The sequence below is a fragment of the Bacteroides sp. D1 genome (assembly GCF_000157095.2).
Classification (GTDB): Bacteria; Bacteroidota; Bacteroidia; order Bacteroidales; family Bacteroidaceae; genus Bacteroides; species Bacteroides xylanisolvens.
This window is the reverse complement of the sequence record NZ_JH114331.1, coordinates 218,581-237,937: the sequence shown is the minus strand read 5'-3', so window position 1 is coordinate 237,937 and position 19,357 is coordinate 218,581. Positions and strand designations below refer to the sequence as shown.

Here is a 19,357-nt window from a genome sequence, read left to right as displayed (position 1 = left end):
TGTAACATGATTCTTTTCTGATGTAACAAGAGGCTATAAAACAAAGAGAATGTATCACTATAGGTTTGTGACACATTCTCTCTGTTTGTTGTTCAGACTAGCCTAAACGTAAGTTCAATTATGACATTCCCTAAAAAGGAACACAAATTAATACAGCTCTTTTCTTAAATCAAAAAATATAAAACAATTAGTATAGGCATAATTATTAACCAATATATTAAACGCCTCATTCTACACTTTATAAAAGGGAATTCACCAATAAGTTGTAATATAGCAAAGCCCCCCATACCAATTATATACGATAACCGATAATTGTGATTTAGCGGATTTAAGCCGTAAACAAGCGCAAATGAAACGGATAGAATAACAACGATTATTATTAAAAATATTTCTTTGATCTTATGCTTAATTTTATCATCCATAAATTATTGTACATGCACAGTTACTGACTTCAATTGATTCTGTTCGGAAGTACCTCCATACAGCAATTCATAAGTATCTGCCACCGGATGCATGGTATTAGTCGCCTCATCAAACCATTCGAAACTCTCATGTGTAAGAGAAATAGCTACTGATTCAGTTTTCCCTGCCGGAATATGAACGCGTTTGAAAGCACGCAAGGTATAACGGGGACCTTCCTTATCACCCGGACGTCTCAAATAAACCTGAACCACCTCTTCTCCATCACGTTGCCCGACATTGCTTACCGGAATAGTCAATACTACATTTTCACCTTTCGCGATTGTATTCTTGCTCAATTTAGCTTCTCCATAAGTAAACGTAGTATAACTCAACCCATGACCGAATGGGAAAAGTGGTTGCTGTTGCATATATCGATAGGTACGCCCCTTCATGGAATAGTCTTCAAAGTCCGGCAATTGATTCACATCCTTATAGAAAGTGACCGGCAGGCGTCCACCGGGATTATACTCTCCCCAAAGGGCATCAACGATAGCTGTACCACCCGCCTGTCCCGGATACCATGCTTGCAGAATCGCTTCACAAGTAGTCGTTTCGGGCACTAGTCCGATAGCTGAACCGGAATAATTGATAAAGACAACCTTTTTACCAGCCTTCTTCAAAGCTTTCAACAAATCACGTTGAACGTCCGGAAGTTCAATATCCGTACGGTCACCACCCTTAAATCCGGGAACTTCTACCGGCATTTCCTCACCTTCCAGACTTGGAGAAATTCCACCTGCAAAAAGAATCACATCAGCATCCATTACTTTCTTCACTGCGAGGTTCAAGTCAATCCCTACCTCTTTGCCCAAATCAAAATCAAGTGTAGCCCTTTCATTCCGTTGTTTGAATAAAATCTCGATATGATACTCTTTTCCAGCTTTCGCCTGTAACGTATAGAGGTTCGTCGGATTCTTAACATATATTTTCCGAGCCACTTGCTCACTATCTATAATAAGAGTCACTTCACCATCCAGTTGGAAACGGAAAGCAACATCACCCGACTGCGAAGGACGAAAGACAGATTCATAACGAGCCGAGAAATTAGTGATTTCCACACCGGGCGCAAATGTAGTAGCCCCTGTTGTCGCAAAATGGAACGGAGTGGAAATCTGATCGGTAGCAACCACTTCCCCTTCACGATCACGATTATTCCAATATTCTGCCAAGAAACCGGGTTTACCATTTATGCTACATTCATCAAACAGGCTTTGGAGTGTCTTTCCGTCCACACGGTCACAACCCGGTTCGTATATGATTTGTCCTTCCGGTAGTTTGGCACGGACAGCTTCCAATAAGGTAACCGTATGTGCCGGAATACCGTTATAATTTCCCCACTGCATCACGGAGTCATTGGCATTAGGTCCCATAACAGCTACTTTCAGATGGGTATTCAGAGGCAAGATGTTGTTTTTATTCTGCAAGAGCACCAATGATTCACGGGCCATACGCAAAGCCAATGCCTGATGTTCCTTACTATTCAAGACAGAGGTTGGAATTTCCGACCAAGCCGATTGTTCGTCCATTTCTCCCAGTTCAAAACGTGCCGTCAACAAACGTTTCAATGAAATATCTATTTCTTTTTCGTCAATCAAACCGGCTTTTACAGCATCCGCCAGTGAAGCATATTCACTTCCACATTCAAGGTCTGTACCTGCCCGCACGGCACCAGCCGAAGCGTGTTCCTTATCCGGATGAGTCCCATGCGTTCCCGGTCTATAGAAATCGGAGATCGCTCCACAGTCAGAGACTACAATGCCTTTGTATCCCCATTCATCCCGCAATATTTGCATCAACAGGCGATTGCTGCCACAACAAGGCTCTCCCTCAAAACGATTGTAGGCACACATCACTTCCTTTACATGTGCTTTCTGTACCAAATCTTTAAAAGCAGGCAGATAGGTTTCCCATAAATCCCGGGGATCTATATTCTCCGCATCAAAACTATGCCGGTTCCACTCCGGTCCTGAATGAACGGCAAAGTGCTTGGCACATGCGTGCAGCTTATCATATCTGGCATCTTCCGGTCCTTGCAAACCACGGACTACAGCCATTCCCATTTGTCCTGTCAGATAAGGGTCTTCACCGTATGTTTCCTGACCGCGTCCCCAACGAGGGTCACGGAATATATTGACATTCGGTGTCCAGAATGTTAATCCCTGATAGCGTTTCAGCACGCCGCTTTCACCGAAAATACGCGATTTTACGCGAGCCTCATCGGAAGTGGCATTGAACACTTCATATAATAATGAATCATTAAAAGAAGCTCCCATACCGATAGACTGGGGAAAAACAGTAGCCAATCCGGCACGTCCCACACCGTGCAACGCCTCATTCCACCACTCATATTCTTTAATTCCCAGTCGAGGGATAGCAGGTGACGCATTTTGCATTAATGATACTTTTTCTTCCAAAGTCAACCGGGGCAACAAATCCTCCGCCCGTTGTTCCGCCGTTAAAGAAGTGTCCTGGTAAGGCAGCAATTGCTTACATGCCGAAAACGATAACACCAAACAAACACCCATAATCGGTATCCAACCTCTTTTCATAATATTATACTTATTAGTTATGATTAATTTAGAAACAAAAATAACCTATTTTCCAATAAAACAATGTTTCATTGGTTACAAATACATATTTGTGTGTTACATTGACGCATCACAGAACGAATAATCAAAAGAGTCCACATCCACATAACCGCCCACGGAACGTGTAGCATAGTTAAATATGGCAAACTTACTACCCATGAACATACGGGTGTAGTCAAACTTCATCTTAATAGGCAGACCGACAGGTAGCCATGTTTTCCCATCAAGACTATAAGAAAAACGAGCCTCATCCCGTCCATTGGTAAAGTCACCTTCCACACGCAAATAGACAAGCTCTTTGTTAAGAGGTATACGGGCTTGTTCGGTCATATTCACACGGCTAATGGCACGCTTCGTTTTCTCAAATACGCTTTTCTGTTCACTCATCACAAGAGACAGTTTATTTCCGTTCTTTTCAATCGTAAGCACACCGCTGTCACCATTAAAAGCCGATAATCCTGCACGGTCACCATCTTTCATCCCCCCCAGAGAGAGACTGACAGTGCCCATACATTTCGGTCCTACCATACGTTGAGTCAACGTATTGGGAGCAACAAACAGGTTATCTACCACACGGGAGGTTTTCAAACGCAGAAATCCGGGACGGTCGGTAAGGCTCCATGCCTGATCGACGGGGTTATGATTCCACTGCCAATAGAGGGAAAGCCCGGAAGCGGAAAAATCATCCGAACCGCAGATACCATCCATTGACATATACGATAAAGTGGTATCATTCGGAATGTGCCCATCCTTGTCTCCCAGCATAGGCCAACCATCTTCCGTCCATGTACAAGGCATAAGACACGGCACACGCCCTACGCCACCACGATCCTGAAAAATCAGTCCGTACCATTCACCGTTTTTCCCGTCTACGATGCATCCCTGACCAACACCGCCATGCCCGTCGAACTCTGTTTCAAGAATGACACGCTTTTCGTAAGGTCCGGTAATCTTATCGGCACGATAACATACTTCACGACGCAGACGGCCGGGAATACTCCAATCCATAGAAATCATCAGCAAGTAATATTTTCCATTATGCTTGATGACAGAACTACCTTCCAACAGACCTTGTTCGTCAGCATCCCGTTCAAATATTTGCTGATTGATGCCACCGGGAAGTACATCGGTCAAATCAGGTTTCAACTCCGTAAGCTGTCCCGTACTGTGAAAGAGATACACCCGCCCGTCATCATCAAACAGAAGCGAACCGTCATGGAAATGCGGGGGGCGCGAAAGAAGTTTCCAGGGACCGGCCGGATCTGTCGCAGTATAGACAAACCCACGTCCGGGCGCACCATTGGCTGTAAACCATACATAGAATTTACCGTCATGATAGCGGATAGATGATGCCCATTGTCCTTGCCCGTAAGCAGTACCTTCGAGCAGATCATAACGGGGACCATCGTCAATGCGGGGAAATACGTAGCTGATAGTTTCCCAATGTTTCATGTCCGGCGAACGCATGATAGGCGCTCCCGGCATCAGGTGCATAGTAGTAGAAACCATGTAAAAGTAATCGCCTGCGCGACACACCGACATATCGGGAACGTCAGCATAAAGAATAGGATTACGGTATTGTGCTCCGGCTGATAGCGGGAAGAACAATGTAAAAAGAATACACAGCAGAATAGTGTTGATTTTTGTTTTCAGCATAATCATCGTTTTTTTATTAACTGGCTACATTATCTATTATTTGAAAGCTAATTATTTAAAATGTTCCTTGTTATCTTCCACATCACAAAAATAGAAAATGCAAACAGATATATTGACCAAAGTATGCTACATGATTTCTTTGTGATGCTACATATCGAATGAAGAATGTTACATCTATATTTACTCATGTTACATCACCCTATCTCCCAAAGAGAGGAGACTGTATTCAGCCTCCTCTCACTTATTACATACCCGAAACAACAGGCATCAACAACTATTCTTATTACAAGAACTTATCAGAACTCAACCAGTATACGGAACACCTTTCCCGGATTCGCCGTCCATTCTTGCATAGCTTCCAAAGCCCCTTCCGGTTTTGCTATCCTCGAAATCAGTTCTTCCACCGGACAATTCCCTTCTTTCATATAATTAATAACCGCACGGAAATCTGCCGGCAACGCATTTCTGGAACCACGAATATCCAGTTCTTTCTGAACGAAATATTTCGTTTGGAAAGCTACTTCACTCTTGGCATAACCGATGCAAACCACACGTCCTGTAAAACCGACTTCATCCACCGCCATCACATAAGTGACCGGACTGCCGACAGCTTCAATCACCACATCGGCACCGAAGCCCTCCGTTACCTGTTGCATCCGTTCGTGTACATTTTCTGTCTTGGAGTTAATCACATAAGAAGCACCTACCCTTTTCGCCAGTTCCAGTTTCTCGTCATCCAGATCGACAGCAATAACCGTTGCCCCTCTCAAAGCAGCACGTACAATGGCACCGATACCAATCATACCGCAGCCAATAACCATCACATATTCATTATCGATCACCTGCGCACGAGATACCGCATGGAATCCGACACTCATCGGCTCAATCAACGCACAATCGCGAGGAGAGATATTACCTGCCGGAATAATCTTTGTCCAAGGCAATACGGCATATTCGCACATCACTCCATTGCGTTGCACTCCTAACGTTTCATTATGCTCACAAGCATTGACACGACCATTACGACAAGAAGCACATTTACCACAATTGGTGTATGGATTCAATGTCACGTTCATCCCTTTTTCGAAGCCAGCCGGAACATTCGGACCAATCTCCTCAATCACCGCTCCTACCTCATGTCCCGGGATTACCGGTAACTTCACCATTGGGTTACGTCCTAAAAAGGTATTCAGGTCGGAGCCACAGAAACCCACATACTTGATTCTTACTAATACTTCACCGGCACCAACGGTCGGTTTTTCCAGTTCAACCACCTTCATTTCGGAGGGATTGACAATTTGAACTGCTTTCATTGGATATGTTTGATAAATAAATTTATTAATCGATTACTTTATAACCTTTCCAGCCGTAATATGCACAGAAGACAAAACAAATCATCGGTACACAATAGGCCATATAATAGATATGCTCATTGGCATGCATGAAATAAGCCGTCAACTGTGGCAGGCAGGCATTGCCGACAATAGCCATTACCAGAAATGCCGAACCGCTCTTTGTCTGATTCCCCAGTCCTTTTAGCGCCAATGAGAACTGCGTGGGATACATTATAGACATAAAGAAAGAGATAGCCAACATTGCGTATAACCCGATCATACCTCCCCATATCATCACTGCCCCGCACAAAAGAATATTCATCAAGGCGTAAACCAGTAGCATATCCTGTGGACGGAATTTCACCATCAATCCGGTACCGATCCAACGCCCCAAAAGAAATGCAAGCATATACAATCCGAAGAAGGTAGTCGCCGTATCTTCCGGCAATCCGGCATAAGTACAACAGTAAACCAGGAACAAACTGTTTATCGCCGTCTGTCCGCCGTTATAGAAGAATTGCGCAATCACTCCCCACCGCAAATGTGAGTGCTTCAATACACCGAAGTCTATCAGTTTTTCTTTCTGGCTGCCCTCTTTCGTTTTACCCGAAGAAGTCGTTTTATCGGAAGAAGCCGTTTCTCCTTCGTCCCCAATCTTTGGCAATTTTGAAAAGATGAAGACAACAGCTATGGCAATCAACAGTATAGCCAATATCAGATAAGGGAGTTTCATGGCATCCGTTTCCAATTGGATATAGGCCTGCCAGCCTCCCGGATAATCTACAGGAAGGGTCTCTCGCGTGTAATGAGTTCCGCTAAGGATGAGCTTACTCAAAAACATGGCAGCGATAAAAGCTCCGAGTCCATTGAAAGACTGCGCCAGATTCAATCGGCGGGGAGCTGTTTCGGGGGCTCCTAAAACCGTCACATACGGATTGGCAGCTGTCTCCAGAAAGCACATTCCCGTAGCGATAATAAAGAAGATACAGAGGTAAGCCCAATATTCTTTTAAAATGGCGGCAGGAAAGAAAAGCAGGCCTCCGATTGCTGCTAATACCAGTCCGAAAATAATTCCCGCCTTATAGCTGTAACGTTTCATAAACATCGCTATGGGGATGGGGAAAATAAAATAAGCCAACCAGTAGGCAGTCTCGGTAAAGGAGGCTTCAAAGGTATTCAGTTCACATGTCTTCATCAATTGCCGGATCATCGTGGGAAGCAGATTGCTGCTTATCGCCCACAGAAAGAAAAGGCAGAAAACTAACGCTAAAGGTATTGTATATGTATTCTTTTTCATGGTATAAATCTAGTTTTACAATAAGGATGTTTTCTCTATCATTCGGACATGTTCTTGATGTAAGGAAGTACGGGGAGATCCGTGAATCCATAGAAGTTCCGGGCATTTTCTCCCAAAAAGAGTCTTTTGTCCTCTTCCGTCAACTCGGAAGACTTCACCACAAAATCGTATGACATCTTGTAGGTGATTGCTGTAATGGTGCGCGGATAGTCCGATCCCCACATCAGTTTCTCCATGCCAACTAAATCCGCCGCTTCCCGAATGGCTTTCACTGCTCCTTTGAAAGGATAAAATTCATCATTGAAAAGCCAGGTGATTCCGCCGGATTCAATCATCACATTGGGATGACGTGCCAGGCGGATTTGTTCTTTCCAGTCCGGACGTGTCACCATTCCGAAGTGCCCGACAGCTATTTTTAGGCGGGGACATTCCTGAATAATCTCTTCCACTTCGGGAACCTGTGTTGCTCCGTCAGCCAAATCGATGGAGAGCATGACATTCCGTTCTTCCATAGAATGAAACATCTGCATCATTTCCTCATTATTCAGCATTACCCGTCCCTCTTTTAACAACAAGCGTTGGGCAGGTATTTTTATAGCCTTAAAACCTTTGGCTATAAGCTCTTTCGCCTGCTCCAGAAATCCAGGTTTGCGGAACTCACACATTCCGCAAACAAAGAAACGGTTGGGATAATGGGAAACGACTTCCGACAAATAATCATTCTGAATACCGTCAATAAACTCTTGGGTAATGACAGCCGCAGCCACTTGCGCATAGTCCATATTCGAAAGAAAAACTTCCGCGCTATTCACTCCGTCTATCATAAAGGGCGGAACCATTTGCCGGATTTCTCCCATAAATTCCGAACGGCCATTTTCCAAAGTCCGGATAGGCAATCCGTCCACAACAGTATCCTGCCGTAACCACAGATGGGCGTGCGCATCAATAATTGTATAGTCCATACGAATGACGCTGTTTTATGAGTTTGCCCAACTTACACGTTTCTGCTCTCCGATAATCTCCTGCACTTCCCGAACGAGTTCCCAGTCAATAGGTTCTTCGATGAAAGCGATGTTCTTTTTCACATTCTCCGGATTAGTTGTACTAAATAAAGTCGTTGCTATACGAGGATTGCTGACGGAGAACTGCATAGCCAGTTTCTCAATCGGATAATTCTTAGCTTTGCAATGTTCCATTGCTTTACGGCAAGCCTCTACCAAGGGTTTGGGAGCCGGATGCCAGGCAGGAACACCACGTTCACTCAACAGTCCCATTGAAAGCGGAGAAGCATTAATCACGCCGATTTCTTTGGATTCGAAGTAATCCAGGAAGTCTGCTAATTTATCATCACACAGGCAATAATGGCAGAAGCTAAGCACAGATTCAATCGTACCGCTTGGTGAATGGTCAATTACCCATTTCAGGTTCTCGAGTTGCAAGTCGGTAATTCCAACGTGTCCTACCACTCCTTTTTCACGCAACTCAACCAAAGCAGGCAGAGTCTCATTAACTACCTGATTCAAATCGGCAAATTCAACATCGTGTACATTTATCAGATCGATAAAATCTATATTCAAACGTTCCATGCTCTCATACACACTTTCTGTCGCACGTTTTGCAGAGTAATCCCACAGATTTACTCCATCTTTTCCATAACGTCCCACTTTGGTAGAAAGGTAATAACGGTCGCGAGGAAGATCTTTAAGTGCCTTTCCTAAAACAGTTTCCGCTTTATAATGTCCGTAATAAGGAGACACATCGATAAAGTTCATTCCTGCCTCAACAGCGGTAAACACAGCCTGAATGCCTTCTTTTTCTTTCAAATCATGGAAAACTCCTCCTAAAGAAGAAGCTCCAAAACTAAGAGATGATACTTTCATCCCTGTCTTTCCGATTTCATGGTATTGCATACTTTTAGGTTTTAAATCATTTTGTATGCGACAAAAATAGGTCAGTAATAGTTTCAGTGCAGCAGAGAGCGGTCGAAAAACCAACGTAACGGTTTACGTAAAAAATATTGCTTCAGATGCTTTTAATTTTCCGGGAATGTGCTTTCTTTGTAAAAAGAATCTAAGTTGCAGACTTTCAAATGGAAAACCGGAAACATACTTCACTCAAAGATCTCGCCCAAGCATTGGGGGTATCAATTCCTACTGTATCCAGGGCACTAAAAGATAGTCCGGAAATCAGCCGTGAACTTTGTGCTAAAGCAAAGGCACTGGCTAAAGAGATGAACTATCGTCCCAATCCTTTTGCCATGAGCCTACGGAAAAATGCGCCACGTATCATCGGAGTGATCGTTCCGGATATTGTCACTCATTTCTTTGCATCAATTCTGAATGGAATAGAGAATATGGCTATTGCCAACGGATATTTCGTGATTATCACGACCTCGTATGAGTCTTACGAGCACGAAAAAAGAAACATTGAGAATCTGGTCAATATGCGCGTGGAAGGTATCATCGCCTGTCTGTCTCAAGAAACAACCGATTTCTCCCACATCTCCGCCTTGAAAGACATTAATATGCCACTTATCCTGTTCGACCGTGTTTGCCTGACGGATCAATTTTCTTCGGTGATAGCAGATGGGGCCCAATCTGCACAGATAGCTACACAGCATCTTCTGGATAATGGAAGTAAGCGGGTAGCTTTTATCGGTGGAGCCAATCATCTGGATATTGTAAAGAGAAGAAAACATGGTTATCTGGAAGCCTTGCGTGAGAATCGTATTCCCATCGAAAAAGAGCTGGTAGTCTGCCGGAAGATTGATTATGAGGAAGGCAAGATTGCCACAGAAACTTTACTGTCACTTCCACAGCCTCCGGATGCTATTCTTGCCATGAATGACACATTGGCTTTCGCAGCAATGGAAGTTATCAAAAACCATGGCCTCCGGATTCCGAATGATGTGGCAATCATCGGGTATACAGACGAGCAGCATGCTAATTATGTGGAACCGAAATTATCAGCAGTATCACATCAGACCTATAAAATGGGAGAAACTGCCTGCCAACTACTTATCGATCAGATAAAAGGAGATAAGACTATCAAGCAGGTGACGATTCCGACACATTTGCAGATTAGGGAGAGTAGTATAAAAAAAACAAAAATGTAATCTTCTGTAATTTAAGCAAGGAGGAACAAAACAAAAGGAATAATTCCTTATATACTTTTAGAAAAACGATATTGCATAATCTCTAAGAAGGCAACTCGGTTATTATTATGAAAAAATATAGGTGTTGCATCGTTTAGACCCAACACCTATATTCATATTTATTATATTGTTATAAGATTATCTCTCTACAATCTTCTCTAACCTAACATTATATACTAATGCAGAATAAGCTTGCAGGTTACCATCATTGGTGCTTGAACCATATCCACTTTGATAAGGAATATACAAAGTCCAAAAATCACCAACTTTCATATACATCAGCGTATAAGACCAACCGGAAATAACACCATTCAATGTAAAATTTGTCGGAGAATCAAACTCTGTTGGCTCTGTTCCTGTATAAGTCTGTTGAACTACATCTCCATTGAAATAAGACATACGATAATGTGCACTTACTGTAGAAGTATATTTAGGAGATTCTGTTCCTTCCCCTTTTTTTATCTTCTTTACATATATAGTCTGACTATTCGTCGGATCTGGAAAAGCATGAAGTTTCTCCGGATCATCATTAGCTAAAGCTTGATTTTCAGGACTATTATACACACTGGCGATCGAGTCTATAAAAGCCACACTACGTGCCTGCCAATTATCGTAACGGCTAGTCTCTTCCGTCTCACTGCAAGCAGTGAATGCAAGAGCCAACAATACTAAGGAGAATAAATAGATCTTTTTACTCATTCGTTAAAGGTTTATTGTAAAGTTTTCAATAGAGAAGTGATGCTTACTCTGTCTGCGATGATGTTATTCAGTTCAGAGATAGCTACACGCTCTTGTTGCATGGTATCGCGATTACGCAATGTCACGCAGTTATCTTCTAATGTCTGATGATCGACTGTTACACAGTACGGAGTACCAATAGCATCCTGACGGCGATAACGCTTACCGATGCTATCCTTTTCGTCATATTGGCAATGGAAGTGGAACTTCAGGCTGTCAATAACCTCACGGGCTTTTTCAGGCAGGCCGTCTTTCTTTACCAACGGCATAACTGCCAGTTTCACCGGAGCCAAAGCTGCAGGTAATTTCAGAACCACACGGCTTTCACCATTCTCCAATTGCTCTTCGCAATAAGATGCGCTCATGATGCTAAGGAACATACGGTCAACACCGATAGAAGTTTCGATTACGTACGGAGTATAAGACTCGTTCAGTTCCGGATCGAAGTATTTGATGCTCTTGCCGGAGAACTTCTCATGTTGAGACAAGTCGAAGTTAGTACGAGAGTGGATACCTTCCACTTCTTTGAATCCGAACGGCATCAGGAATTCGATATCAGTAGCGGCATTTGCGTAATGAGCCAGTTTATCGTGATCGTGATAACGATAGCTTGCATCGCCGAATCCAAGAGCTTTATGCCATTTCAGACGGATTTCTTTCCATTTCTTGAACCAGTCAAGTTCAGTTCCCGGTTTTACAAAGAACTGCATTTCCATCTGTTCGAACTCACGCATACGGAAGATGAACTGACGGGCAACGATCTCGTTACGGAAAGCCTTACCAATCTGTGCGATACCGAAAGGAACTTTCATACGACCCGTCTTCTGTACATTGAGGTAGTTTACAAAAATCCCCTGTGCAGTTTCCGGACGAAGATAAATCTTCATGGCTCCTTCGGAAGTAGAACCCATTTCAGTAGAGAACATCAGATTAAACTGACGAACTTCTGTCCAGTTCTTTGTACCGGAGATCGGGCATACGATTTCTTCATCAATAATGATCTGACGCAATTCTTCCAGATTACCGTCGTTCAGAGCTTTAGCAAAGCGAGTGTGAAGTGCGTCACGTTTTGCCTGATGCTCCAATACACGTCCGTTGGTAGAACGGAATTGAGCCTCATCAAAAGATTCGCCGAATCTCTTGGCAGCTTTCGCTACTTCTTTATTGATTTTATCGTCATACTTAGCCAGCTGATCTTCGATCAACACGTCAGCACGATAACGTTTCTTAGAGTCTTTATTGTCAATCAAAGGGTCATTGAATGCGTCTACGTGTCCGGAAGCCTTCCAGATAGTAGGATGCATAAAGATGGCAGAGTCGATACCGACAATGTTCTCGTGCAACAGCACCATGCTGTCCCACCAGTATTTCTTGATGTTATTTTTCAATTCAACGCCCATCTGACCGTAGTCATACACAGCGCCTAGTCCGTCGTAGATATCGCTCGAAGGGAATACGAAACCATACTCTTTGCAATGCGATACAAGCTTCTTAAAAACGTCTTCTTGTGCCATTTTCTTTTCTATATCTATTAATTTGAATTTGCTTTTTTCGTAAAAAGTGCCACAAAGATAGGGATTTATCTCATAAATAAGACAGGGAGGGTATTAATTTATCTTATTCCTGAACTTCTTCCTCGATTTCCGGTGCCACCATACGGTCATATTCTTCCCGCTCCTGCTCCCGGTCCGCTTTCTTCATTTCTTTGGTCAGCATCTCCTCGGGCATATACAGATTAAAAGGAATACGCATGCATTTCATTTTTTTCACTTCCCGGCTAAATTCAGGACAAGCCACGAAATAGACACGTGAAACGGACACTTTTCCCGGAGTTACCTGTTCGGGGCGTTCAAATCCCGGACTGGTCAGTGACGTATGAAATGTGCCAAGTCCTTCGATAGTAACCGGCTGTCCGATAGACAACAGACTACGGATAGCATCAACCATTTCCGTCAATATACCATCTATCTGCCCGCGATGAAATCCACTCCGTTTTTCCATGTACTCGGCAAATTCTCTATTCCGAATCGGATCTATCAGTTTTTTGGGTACACCATACCATAATTCTTTTCTTTCTCCCGATGTTAAATCGGCTTTTTTTCTCACTACATAAGGCACTGCCATCGTTTATACTCCTTTCTTTTTTCGTTTATACTCGCGTTCTATCTGACACCCGGGTGTCAACACCATTGAGACCCGGGTGTCAAGCATACCAACACCCGGGTGTCAGTGCTCATGAGACCCGGGTGTCAGATAAGTGTTGGCTGCAACAAAATTAAGTCTTTATTGCGAGAGAACAAAAGAATTCTTCTATATTTGTGCATCCCTACATTATACTAAAGAAAAACATAGAACTATGATTAAGATTCTTCTATTGATAGACTATTCAAGCGAATTTGACAGGAAACTGCTACGGGGACTTGTCCAATACTCCAAAGAAAACGGTCCCTGGCTCTTTTACCGGCTGCCTTCTTATTATAGCACAATGCATGGCGAACAAGGCATTTTGAAATGGGCGAAAGAATGGAAAGCCGACGCCATTATCGGCCAGTGGAACAACGACACGATCGATTTGCAGAAGGAGCTGAATATTCCGGTAGTACTACAAAACTACCATCACCGGAGCGTCACTTACTCTAATCTGACAGGTGATTATAAAGGTACGGGAAGAATGGCAGCCCAGTTTTTTGCCAAAAGAATGTTTCGCAATTTTGCTTATTTCGGTGTTAAAGGAGTTGTTTGGTCTGACGAACGCTGCGAAGGTTATCGGCAGGAGGTAAAACGTATCGGAGGCGAATTTTTCAGTTTCGAATCGGATAAGCAGGAAGACGAGATAAGAATGGAAGTAAGCCAATGGTTGCAGCAACTCCCAAAGCCAGTCGCTCTATTTTGTTGTGATGATGCGCACGCCCTGTTCATTTCTGAAACTTGCAAAATGACGAATATTCCTATTCCGGAAGAAATTGCTTTATTAGGCGTGGACAATGACGAACTGATGTGTAATATTTCCGACCCTCCCATTTCATCCATAGAGCTCGAAGTAGAAAGAGGAGGCTATTCTATCGGCAGACTTATTCATCAACAAATAAAGAAGGAACATGAAGGCACTTTCAATATTGTTATCAACCCCATCCGCATCGAACTACGCCAATCGACGGAGAAACACAATATTAAAGACCCTTACATTCTCGAAGTAGTGAAATATATAGATTCACATTACAGCTCCGATTTGACCATAGAGTCTCTGCTTGCAAACATTCCGCTATCCCGCAGAAACTTCGAAGTGAAATTCAAAAACGCACTGAATACCTCTATATACCAATATATTCTGAATTGCCGGTGTAATCATCTTGCAGATCTACTGCTCACAACCGACCGTCCATTGGCCGATTTAGCAATGGAAGTAGGCTTTACAGACTATAATAACATTGCCCGGATTTTCAAAAAATTCAAAGGATGTTCACCTATTGAATACCGGCAGAAAAAGACTAGACAAAGATAAAATAAACGCTTTCTGAAGACTGTTTTTCGTTTTGACATTAAGATCATTCATGAGAATGACCTACCTTTGTTTTCATACCTTTCGAAATACATTTTAGATATTAATACTATGCAAAGACATACCATAAGAGGAAAAACAAGAACGATTATCTATCCTATTATTATTTGTTTGGGGATCACCTCAATAATGGGGTGCAAAAGATTAGAGATTAACCAAACAAAAAGAAACTGGGAGAAGCTATCCGCCTACTTTACCCCACCACCACTGTATCAGGAGAAATTTGGAACTTACCGCAACCCTCTTTTATTTTACAATGGAGATACAGTCAAAAACGCAGACGACTGGCTAAAACGAAGAAAAGAAATAAAAGACAAATGGTTGAACCTGATCGGTCATTGGCCGGCTATCATCACCAATCAAAAACTGGAGATTATAAAAACCACAGAACGCGAAGATTTCAAACAACATTTAGTGCGTTTTTATTGGACTCCTCTGGAACAGACTTACGGCTATTTACTGGAACCAAATAAGAAAGGAAAACATCCTGCCGTTATCACAGTATTCTACGAACCGGAAACAGCTATCGGATGGGGAGGAAAAGCTAATAGAGATTTCGCCTACCAATTAACCAAAAGAGGATTCGTTACTCTCTCATTAGGAACTAGACAGACCACCAAAGATAAGACTTACTCTCTCTATTACCCGACTATTAACAACTCCACTATGCAACCTCTTTCAGTACTTGCTTATGCGGCAGCCAATGCATGGGAAGTATTAGCCAGAGTCGAAAGTGTCGACTCTACCCGAATTGGTATCATGGGACACTCTTACGGTGCTAAATGGGCTATGTTTGCTTCTTGTTTATATGAAAAGTTTGCCTGCACCGCCTGGAGTGATCCGGGTATCGTCTTTGATGAAACCAAAGATAATTATATCAATTATTGGGAACCTTGGTACTTGGGGTATTATCCTCCACCCTGGAAAAAAATCTGGAGCAACAACGGCAATAACTCTTCAACAAGTGTCTATGCCAGACTATGTAAAGAGGGGCATGATTTACATGAACTCCATTCTTTATTGGCTCCTCGCCCATTTCTCGTATCAGGAGGTTATTCTGATAATGTAGACAGATGGATTCCATTAAATCACTCTGTCGCAGTCAACCGACTTTTGGGTTATCATCATCGAGTGGCAATGACGAACAGGCCCAAACATGATCCTACTCCCGAATCAAACGAAACTATATATAAGTTCTTCGAATGGTTCTTAAAAAGAAAAACGCCAAAAGAAGATTAACGATGCATTATTCTTCGTTTTTTGAAGATAGTTTTTCGTTTTTGCCACCGCACATATCTTTGAAACAGAATACTTTTGTATCATTAACTAGTTAACCGGTCTAAAGAGACTATTGTTAGAAATTAAAATTTCAAATCGACGATCTAATATTTAAAAACTTATCATGCAATGAAGAAAATCAGATGGAATCCAAGGTTAGTAACCTCGTTGTTTATTACTCTTTTAATGTGCACTCTCGATTGTCTTGCACAAGAAGTAATAAAAGGGTTTGTGAAAGATGGTAATGATGAACCATTACCTGGCGTATCTGTAGCTGTCAAGGGTGCAACGAATGTCGGTACCATTACAAATGTTGACGGCAAATATAGCATTAATGCCCATAAGAATGACGTATTGGTATTCTCCTATATCGGAATGGTCAGCCAGGAAGTCAAAGTAGGTAATAAGACGAATATCAATATCACTCTTAAAGAAGATGTTTCCTCGCTGGATGAAATCGTAGTGGTAGGCTATGGAACTCAAAAGCGCGGTAGTCTGACCGCCGCCATATCTACTGTCTCCGATAAAGAAATCCTTAAAGCCCCAACCATGGGAATCAGTAATATCATCGGTGCACGTGTTGCCGGTATTTCCGCCGTACAAGCCAGTGGACAACCCGGTGCGGATAATGCCTCCTTATCCATACGCGGGCAAAGTGGTATTATCTATGTTATTGACGGCATCAGAAGAAGCGCAAGTGACTTCAACGGACTCGATCCGAATGAAATAGAATCTGTGTCTGTATTAAAGGATGCATCAGCCGTAGCCGTTTATGGTCTGGACGCAAATGGAGCATTCATTGTCACAACCAAAAAGGGACAAACAGATAAAGTCACCATTAGCTATACAGGTACTGTGGGCATCAGCCAGAATGCAGAAGAACAAGAATGGCTCGACGGACCGGGATATGCTTATTGGTACAATAAAGCCCGTCTTCTACAAGGTGATACGGAAGTGTTTACTGTCGACATGGTGCGCAAAATGCGCGAGGGTGTCGACGGATGGGGAAATACCAATTGGTACGATAAAGTATATGGAACCGGTGTTCGCCAACATCATAATATTTCAGCATCAGGAGGAAGTGAAAAGATTCGTTTCTTCACATCTATCGGTTATCTGGAGGAAAAAGGAAATATAGATAAGTTCAAATACCGTCGAATGAATCTTCGTTCTAATATCGACGCACAGCTGGCTAAAGGACTTAGTCTGTCATTAGGTGTTTCGGGGCGTATAGAAAAACGGGATGCTCCCAAATTTTCTGCCGATCCGGATGATTGGATGAATATTCCCCAACAGGTATGCTATGCTTTGCCATACGTACAGGACACTTATGAATATAATGGGAAAATATACGATGTTTCAACCCCGACTTCCGGTTCTCCAGTAGCTCCTATCGCATCCATATACGATTCAGGATATAACAGGTCCAACCAATCATATATGCAGTCTAATTTCAGTCTGAAATACGACACACCTTGGCTTAAAGGATTAAGTTTAAAATTCCAGGGAGCGTACGACTTAGTTCATGGGATGACTAAACAGTTGACCAAGCCGAATGAAGTCATGATTATGGATTTACCTAATGCAGCCACTACCACACTCACCTACCATAAGGACTACAGTGTTTTGAAAGATACACCTATATTATCCGAATCGGCATCACGCGCCCAAGAGTTCACTACGCAAACCAGTATCACATATGATAACAAATTTGGAGATCACTCGATCGGAGTATTATTGCTGGCCGAAACACGGGAACGTAATAGCAACAATCTCGGTGTAACGGGAACCGGATTAGATTTCATTCAGTTGGATGAGTTGAACCAAATCACAGGATTCACCAAAGAGGGGAAAGAGCAACCTGCTATACCTTCGGGTAGCAGCAGCCAGACACGTGTAGCCGGTTTTGTAGGTCGTTTGAACTACAATTACGCTGACAAATATTATTTGGAGGCTTCACTACGCCACGATGGTAGTTATCTGTTTGGTGGTATGAACAAACGCTGGGTCACCCTGCCCGGTCTCTCTCTTGCCTGGAGAATCAATAATGAAAAATGGTTTCATGCTACTTGGGTAGACAATCTGAAATTAAGAGCAGGTATTGGAAAAACTGCAACCAGCGGTATCCAGCCTTTCCAATGGAGAAATACGATGAGCACATCCCCCAATTCTGTAGTAATAGGCGGAGCCAGTCAAACAGCTATCTATCCGTCCGTATTGGGAAATCCCAATTTGACATGGGCGCAATGCCTCAACTATAATATCGGAATAGATGTAACTTTATGGAATGGATTATTAGGAATGGAACTGGATGCTTTTTATAAATATGAATATGACAAATTATCTTCTGTAACCGGTTCGCACACTCCTTCTATGGGAGGCTATTATTTTTCAACTGCCAACGTTAATAAAGCAGATTATAAGGGTTTTGATGTCACCTTTACACATCAGAACAGAATCGGAAGTTTCAGCTATGGAGCCAAATTAATCTGGTCATACGCATACGGAAGGTGGCTCAAATATGCAGGTGACTCTGAAAACACACCGGAATACAGACGACTGACCGGAAAGCAAATCGGTTCGAAAATGGGATTCATTGCCCAAGGATTGTTCCAGAGTGAGGAAGAGATAGCCAACTCCGCTACCATGCCCGACCGACCGGCTTATCCCGGATATATCAAGTATATGGATAGAAATGGAGACGGTATTATAACCGTCAATCAAGATCAGGGGTATGTAGGTAAAAGCTCAAGACCGACCCACACAGGTTCTTTCAATTTATTTGGTAACTGGAAAGGATTCGATTTTGATATTTTGGCATCATGGGGGCTTGGCAGCGATGTTGCATTAACCGGAGTATATACGGCAACCGGTTCATCCGGAATCCAAAGCGCTACGGCCTTCACGCGTCCATTCTATCAGAATGGCAATGCACCAGTCTATCTGGTGGCAAACTCCTGGACACCCGAAAATACAAATGCAGAGTTCCCTTGTCTGGAAATCAATCCGAGAAGTTTGAATAACGGGCTGGCCTCCACATTCTGGTATCGTAACGGAAACTATTTGAGAATAAAAACAGCGCAAATAGGATACAATTTCCCTAAAAAATGGTTGAGTCCATTGGGAGTGGAAGCTCTTCGCCTCTATGTTGAGGGATACAACCTTCTGACTTTCAGCGCTGTGTCCAAGTACAACATCGACCCGGAATCTCCAGCTGTAAACAATGGATATTATCCGCAACAAAGGACTTATACACTTGGAGCTAAAATCACATTCTAAAATATACGCTAT

General features: G+C 42.8%; 13 protein-coding genes. 4 read left to right on the top strand and 9 right to left on the bottom strand.

All coding sequences use genetic code 11. The features are described from left to right. Nucleotides 1–425: 425 nt before the first annotated feature. From xyl3A to BSAG_RS20530, 6 genes are all read right to left on the bottom strand, one after another. Nucleotides 426–3,011 (bottom strand): xylan 1,4-beta-xylosidase, encoded by a 2,586-nt coding sequence (gene xyl3A / locus BSAG_RS20505; RefSeq protein WP_004314059.1) that lies wholly within the window; start codon nt 3,009–3,011, stop codon nt 426–428. A 96-nt stretch (nt 3,012–3,107) separates the two neighbouring features. Then, nucleotides 3,108–4,706, bottom strand: coding sequence for a glycoside hydrolase 43 family protein (locus BSAG_RS20510; protein WP_008770384.1), 1,599 nt, complete (start codon nt 4,704–4,706; stop codon nt 3,108–3,110). 296 nt (nt 4,707–5,002) lie between these two features. Continuing rightward, a complete protein-coding gene (locus BSAG_RS20515; protein ID WP_004314062.1) occupies nt 5,003–6,019 on the bottom strand; it encodes a zinc-binding alcohol dehydrogenase family protein in 1,017 nt (338 codons plus the stop codon). Nucleotides 6,020–6,044: 25 nt separating this feature from the next. Beyond that, on the bottom strand, nt 6,045–7,337 hold the full coding sequence (gene fucP / locus BSAG_RS20520; RefSeq protein ID WP_004314063.1) for an L-fucose:H+ symporter permease: 1,293 nt from the start codon (nt 7,335–7,337) through the stop codon (nt 6,045–6,047). 38 nt (nt 7,338–7,375) lie between these two features. Then, nucleotides 7,376–8,299, bottom strand: coding sequence for an amidohydrolase family protein (locus BSAG_RS20525; RefSeq protein WP_004314064.1), 924 nt, complete (start codon nt 8,297–8,299; stop codon nt 7,376–7,378). 15 nt (nt 8,300–8,314) lie between these two features. Further along, a complete protein-coding gene (locus BSAG_RS20530; protein ID WP_004309617.1) occupies nt 8,315–9,247 on the bottom strand; it encodes an aldo/keto reductase in 933 nt (310 codons plus the stop codon). Nucleotides 9,248–9,426: 179 nt separating this feature from the next. On the opposite strand from BSAG_RS20530, the gene BSAG_RS20535 reads away from it, so the two are divergent. Further along, nucleotides 9,427–10,452 carry a LacI family DNA-binding transcriptional regulator gene (locus BSAG_RS20535; RefSeq protein WP_008770385.1) on the top strand — a complete coding sequence of 342 codons (1,026 nt, stop codon included), beginning with the start codon at nt 9,427–9,429 and terminating at the stop codon, nt 10,450–10,452. A 177-nt stretch (nt 10,453–10,629) separates the two neighbouring features. Here the strand turns inward: BSAG_RS20535 and BSAG_RS20540 are convergent, their stop codons facing one another. The 3 genes from BSAG_RS20540 to BSAG_RS20550 all read right to left on the bottom strand — a co-directional run bounded on the left by BSAG_RS20540 (nt 10,630) and on the right by BSAG_RS20550 (nt 13,353). Next, nucleotides 10,630–11,190 carry an FKBP-type peptidyl-prolyl cis-trans isomerase gene (locus BSAG_RS20540; protein ID WP_004314066.1) on the bottom strand — a complete coding sequence of 187 codons (561 nt, stop codon included), beginning with the start codon at nt 11,188–11,190 and terminating at the stop codon, nt 10,630–10,632. 11 nt (nt 11,191–11,201) lie between these two features. Then, nucleotides 11,202–12,743, bottom strand: coding sequence for a glycine--tRNA ligase (locus BSAG_RS20545; RefSeq protein WP_004299629.1), 1,542 nt, complete (start codon nt 12,741–12,743; stop codon nt 11,202–11,204). Between the two features lie 103 nt (nt 12,744–12,846). After that, nucleotides 12,847–13,353 carry an HU family DNA-binding protein gene (locus tag BSAG_RS20550; protein WP_004314067.1) on the bottom strand — a complete coding sequence of 169 codons (507 nt, stop codon included), beginning with the start codon at nt 13,351–13,353 and terminating at the stop codon, nt 12,847–12,849. Nucleotides 13,354–13,585: 232 nt separating this feature from the next. On the opposite strand from BSAG_RS20550, the gene BSAG_RS20555 reads away from it, so the two are divergent. From BSAG_RS20555 to BSAG_RS20565, 3 genes are all read left to right on the top strand, one after another. Next, the gene (locus tag BSAG_RS20555) at nt 13,586–14,731 is read left to right on the top strand and encodes a xylose operon transcription regulator XylR (RefSeq protein WP_004314068.1); all 1,146 of its coding nucleotides are present in this window, start codon (nt 13,586–13,588) and stop codon (nt 14,729–14,731) included. Nucleotides 14,732–14,839: 108 nt separating this feature from the next. Beyond that, nucleotides 14,840–16,027 (top strand): alpha/beta hydrolase family protein, encoded by a 1,188-nt coding sequence (locus tag BSAG_RS20560; protein WP_004305145.1) that lies wholly within the window; start codon nt 14,840–14,842, stop codon nt 16,025–16,027. A 168-nt stretch (nt 16,028–16,195) separates the two neighbouring features. Then, the gene (locus BSAG_RS20565; protein ID WP_004299620.1) at nt 16,196–19,345 is read left to right on the top strand and encodes a SusC/RagA family TonB-linked outer membrane protein; all 3,150 of its coding nucleotides are present in this window, start codon (nt 16,196–16,198) and stop codon (nt 19,343–19,345) included. The last annotated feature ends 12 nt before the right edge of the window (nt 19,346–19,357 follow it).

Coding starts and splice junctions, on each gene's coding strand:
- BSAG_RS20545 (WP_004299629.1), bottom strand. CDS start 12,743: ATGGCACAAGAAGACGTTTTTAAGAAGCTTGTATCGCATTGCAAAGAG.
- xyl3A (WP_004314059.1), bottom strand. CDS start 3,011: ATGAAAAGAGGTTGGATACCGATTATGGGTGTTTGTTTGGTGTTATCG.
- BSAG_RS20515 (WP_004314062.1), bottom strand. CDS start 6,019: ATGAAAGCAGTTCAAATTGTCAATCCCTCCGAAATGAAGGTGGTTGAA.
- BSAG_RS20535 (WP_008770385.1), top strand. CDS start 9,427: ATGGAAAACCGGAAACATACTTCACTCAAAGATCTCGCCCAAGCATTG.
- BSAG_RS20555 (WP_004314068.1), top strand. CDS start 13,586: ATGATTAAGATTCTTCTATTGATAGACTATTCAAGCGAATTTGACAGG.
- BSAG_RS20565 (WP_004299620.1), top strand. CDS start 16,196: ATGAAGAAAATCAGATGGAATCCAAGGTTAGTAACCTCGTTGTTTATT.
- BSAG_RS20510 (WP_008770384.1), bottom strand. CDS start 4,706: ATGCTGAAAACAAAAATCAACACTATTCTGCTGTGTATTCTTTTTACA.
- BSAG_RS20560 (WP_004305145.1), top strand. CDS start 14,840: ATGCAAAGACATACCATAAGAGGAAAAACAAGAACGATTATCTATCCT.
- BSAG_RS20530 (WP_004309617.1), bottom strand. CDS start 9,247: ATGCAATACCATGAAATCGGAAAGACAGGGATGAAAGTATCATCTCTT.
- fucP (WP_004314063.1), bottom strand. CDS start 7,337: ATGAAAAAGAATACATATACAATACCTTTAGCGTTAGTTTTCTGCCTT.
- BSAG_RS20550 (WP_004314067.1), bottom strand. CDS start 13,353: ATGGCAGTGCCTTATGTAGTGAGAAAAAAAGCCGATTTAACATCGGGA.
- BSAG_RS20525 (WP_004314064.1), bottom strand. CDS start 8,299: ATGGACTATACAATTATTGATGCGCACGCCCATCTGTGGTTACGGCAG.
- BSAG_RS20540 (WP_004314066.1), bottom strand. CDS start 11,190: ATGAGTAAAAAGATCTATTTATTCTCCTTAGTATTGTTGGCTCTTGCA.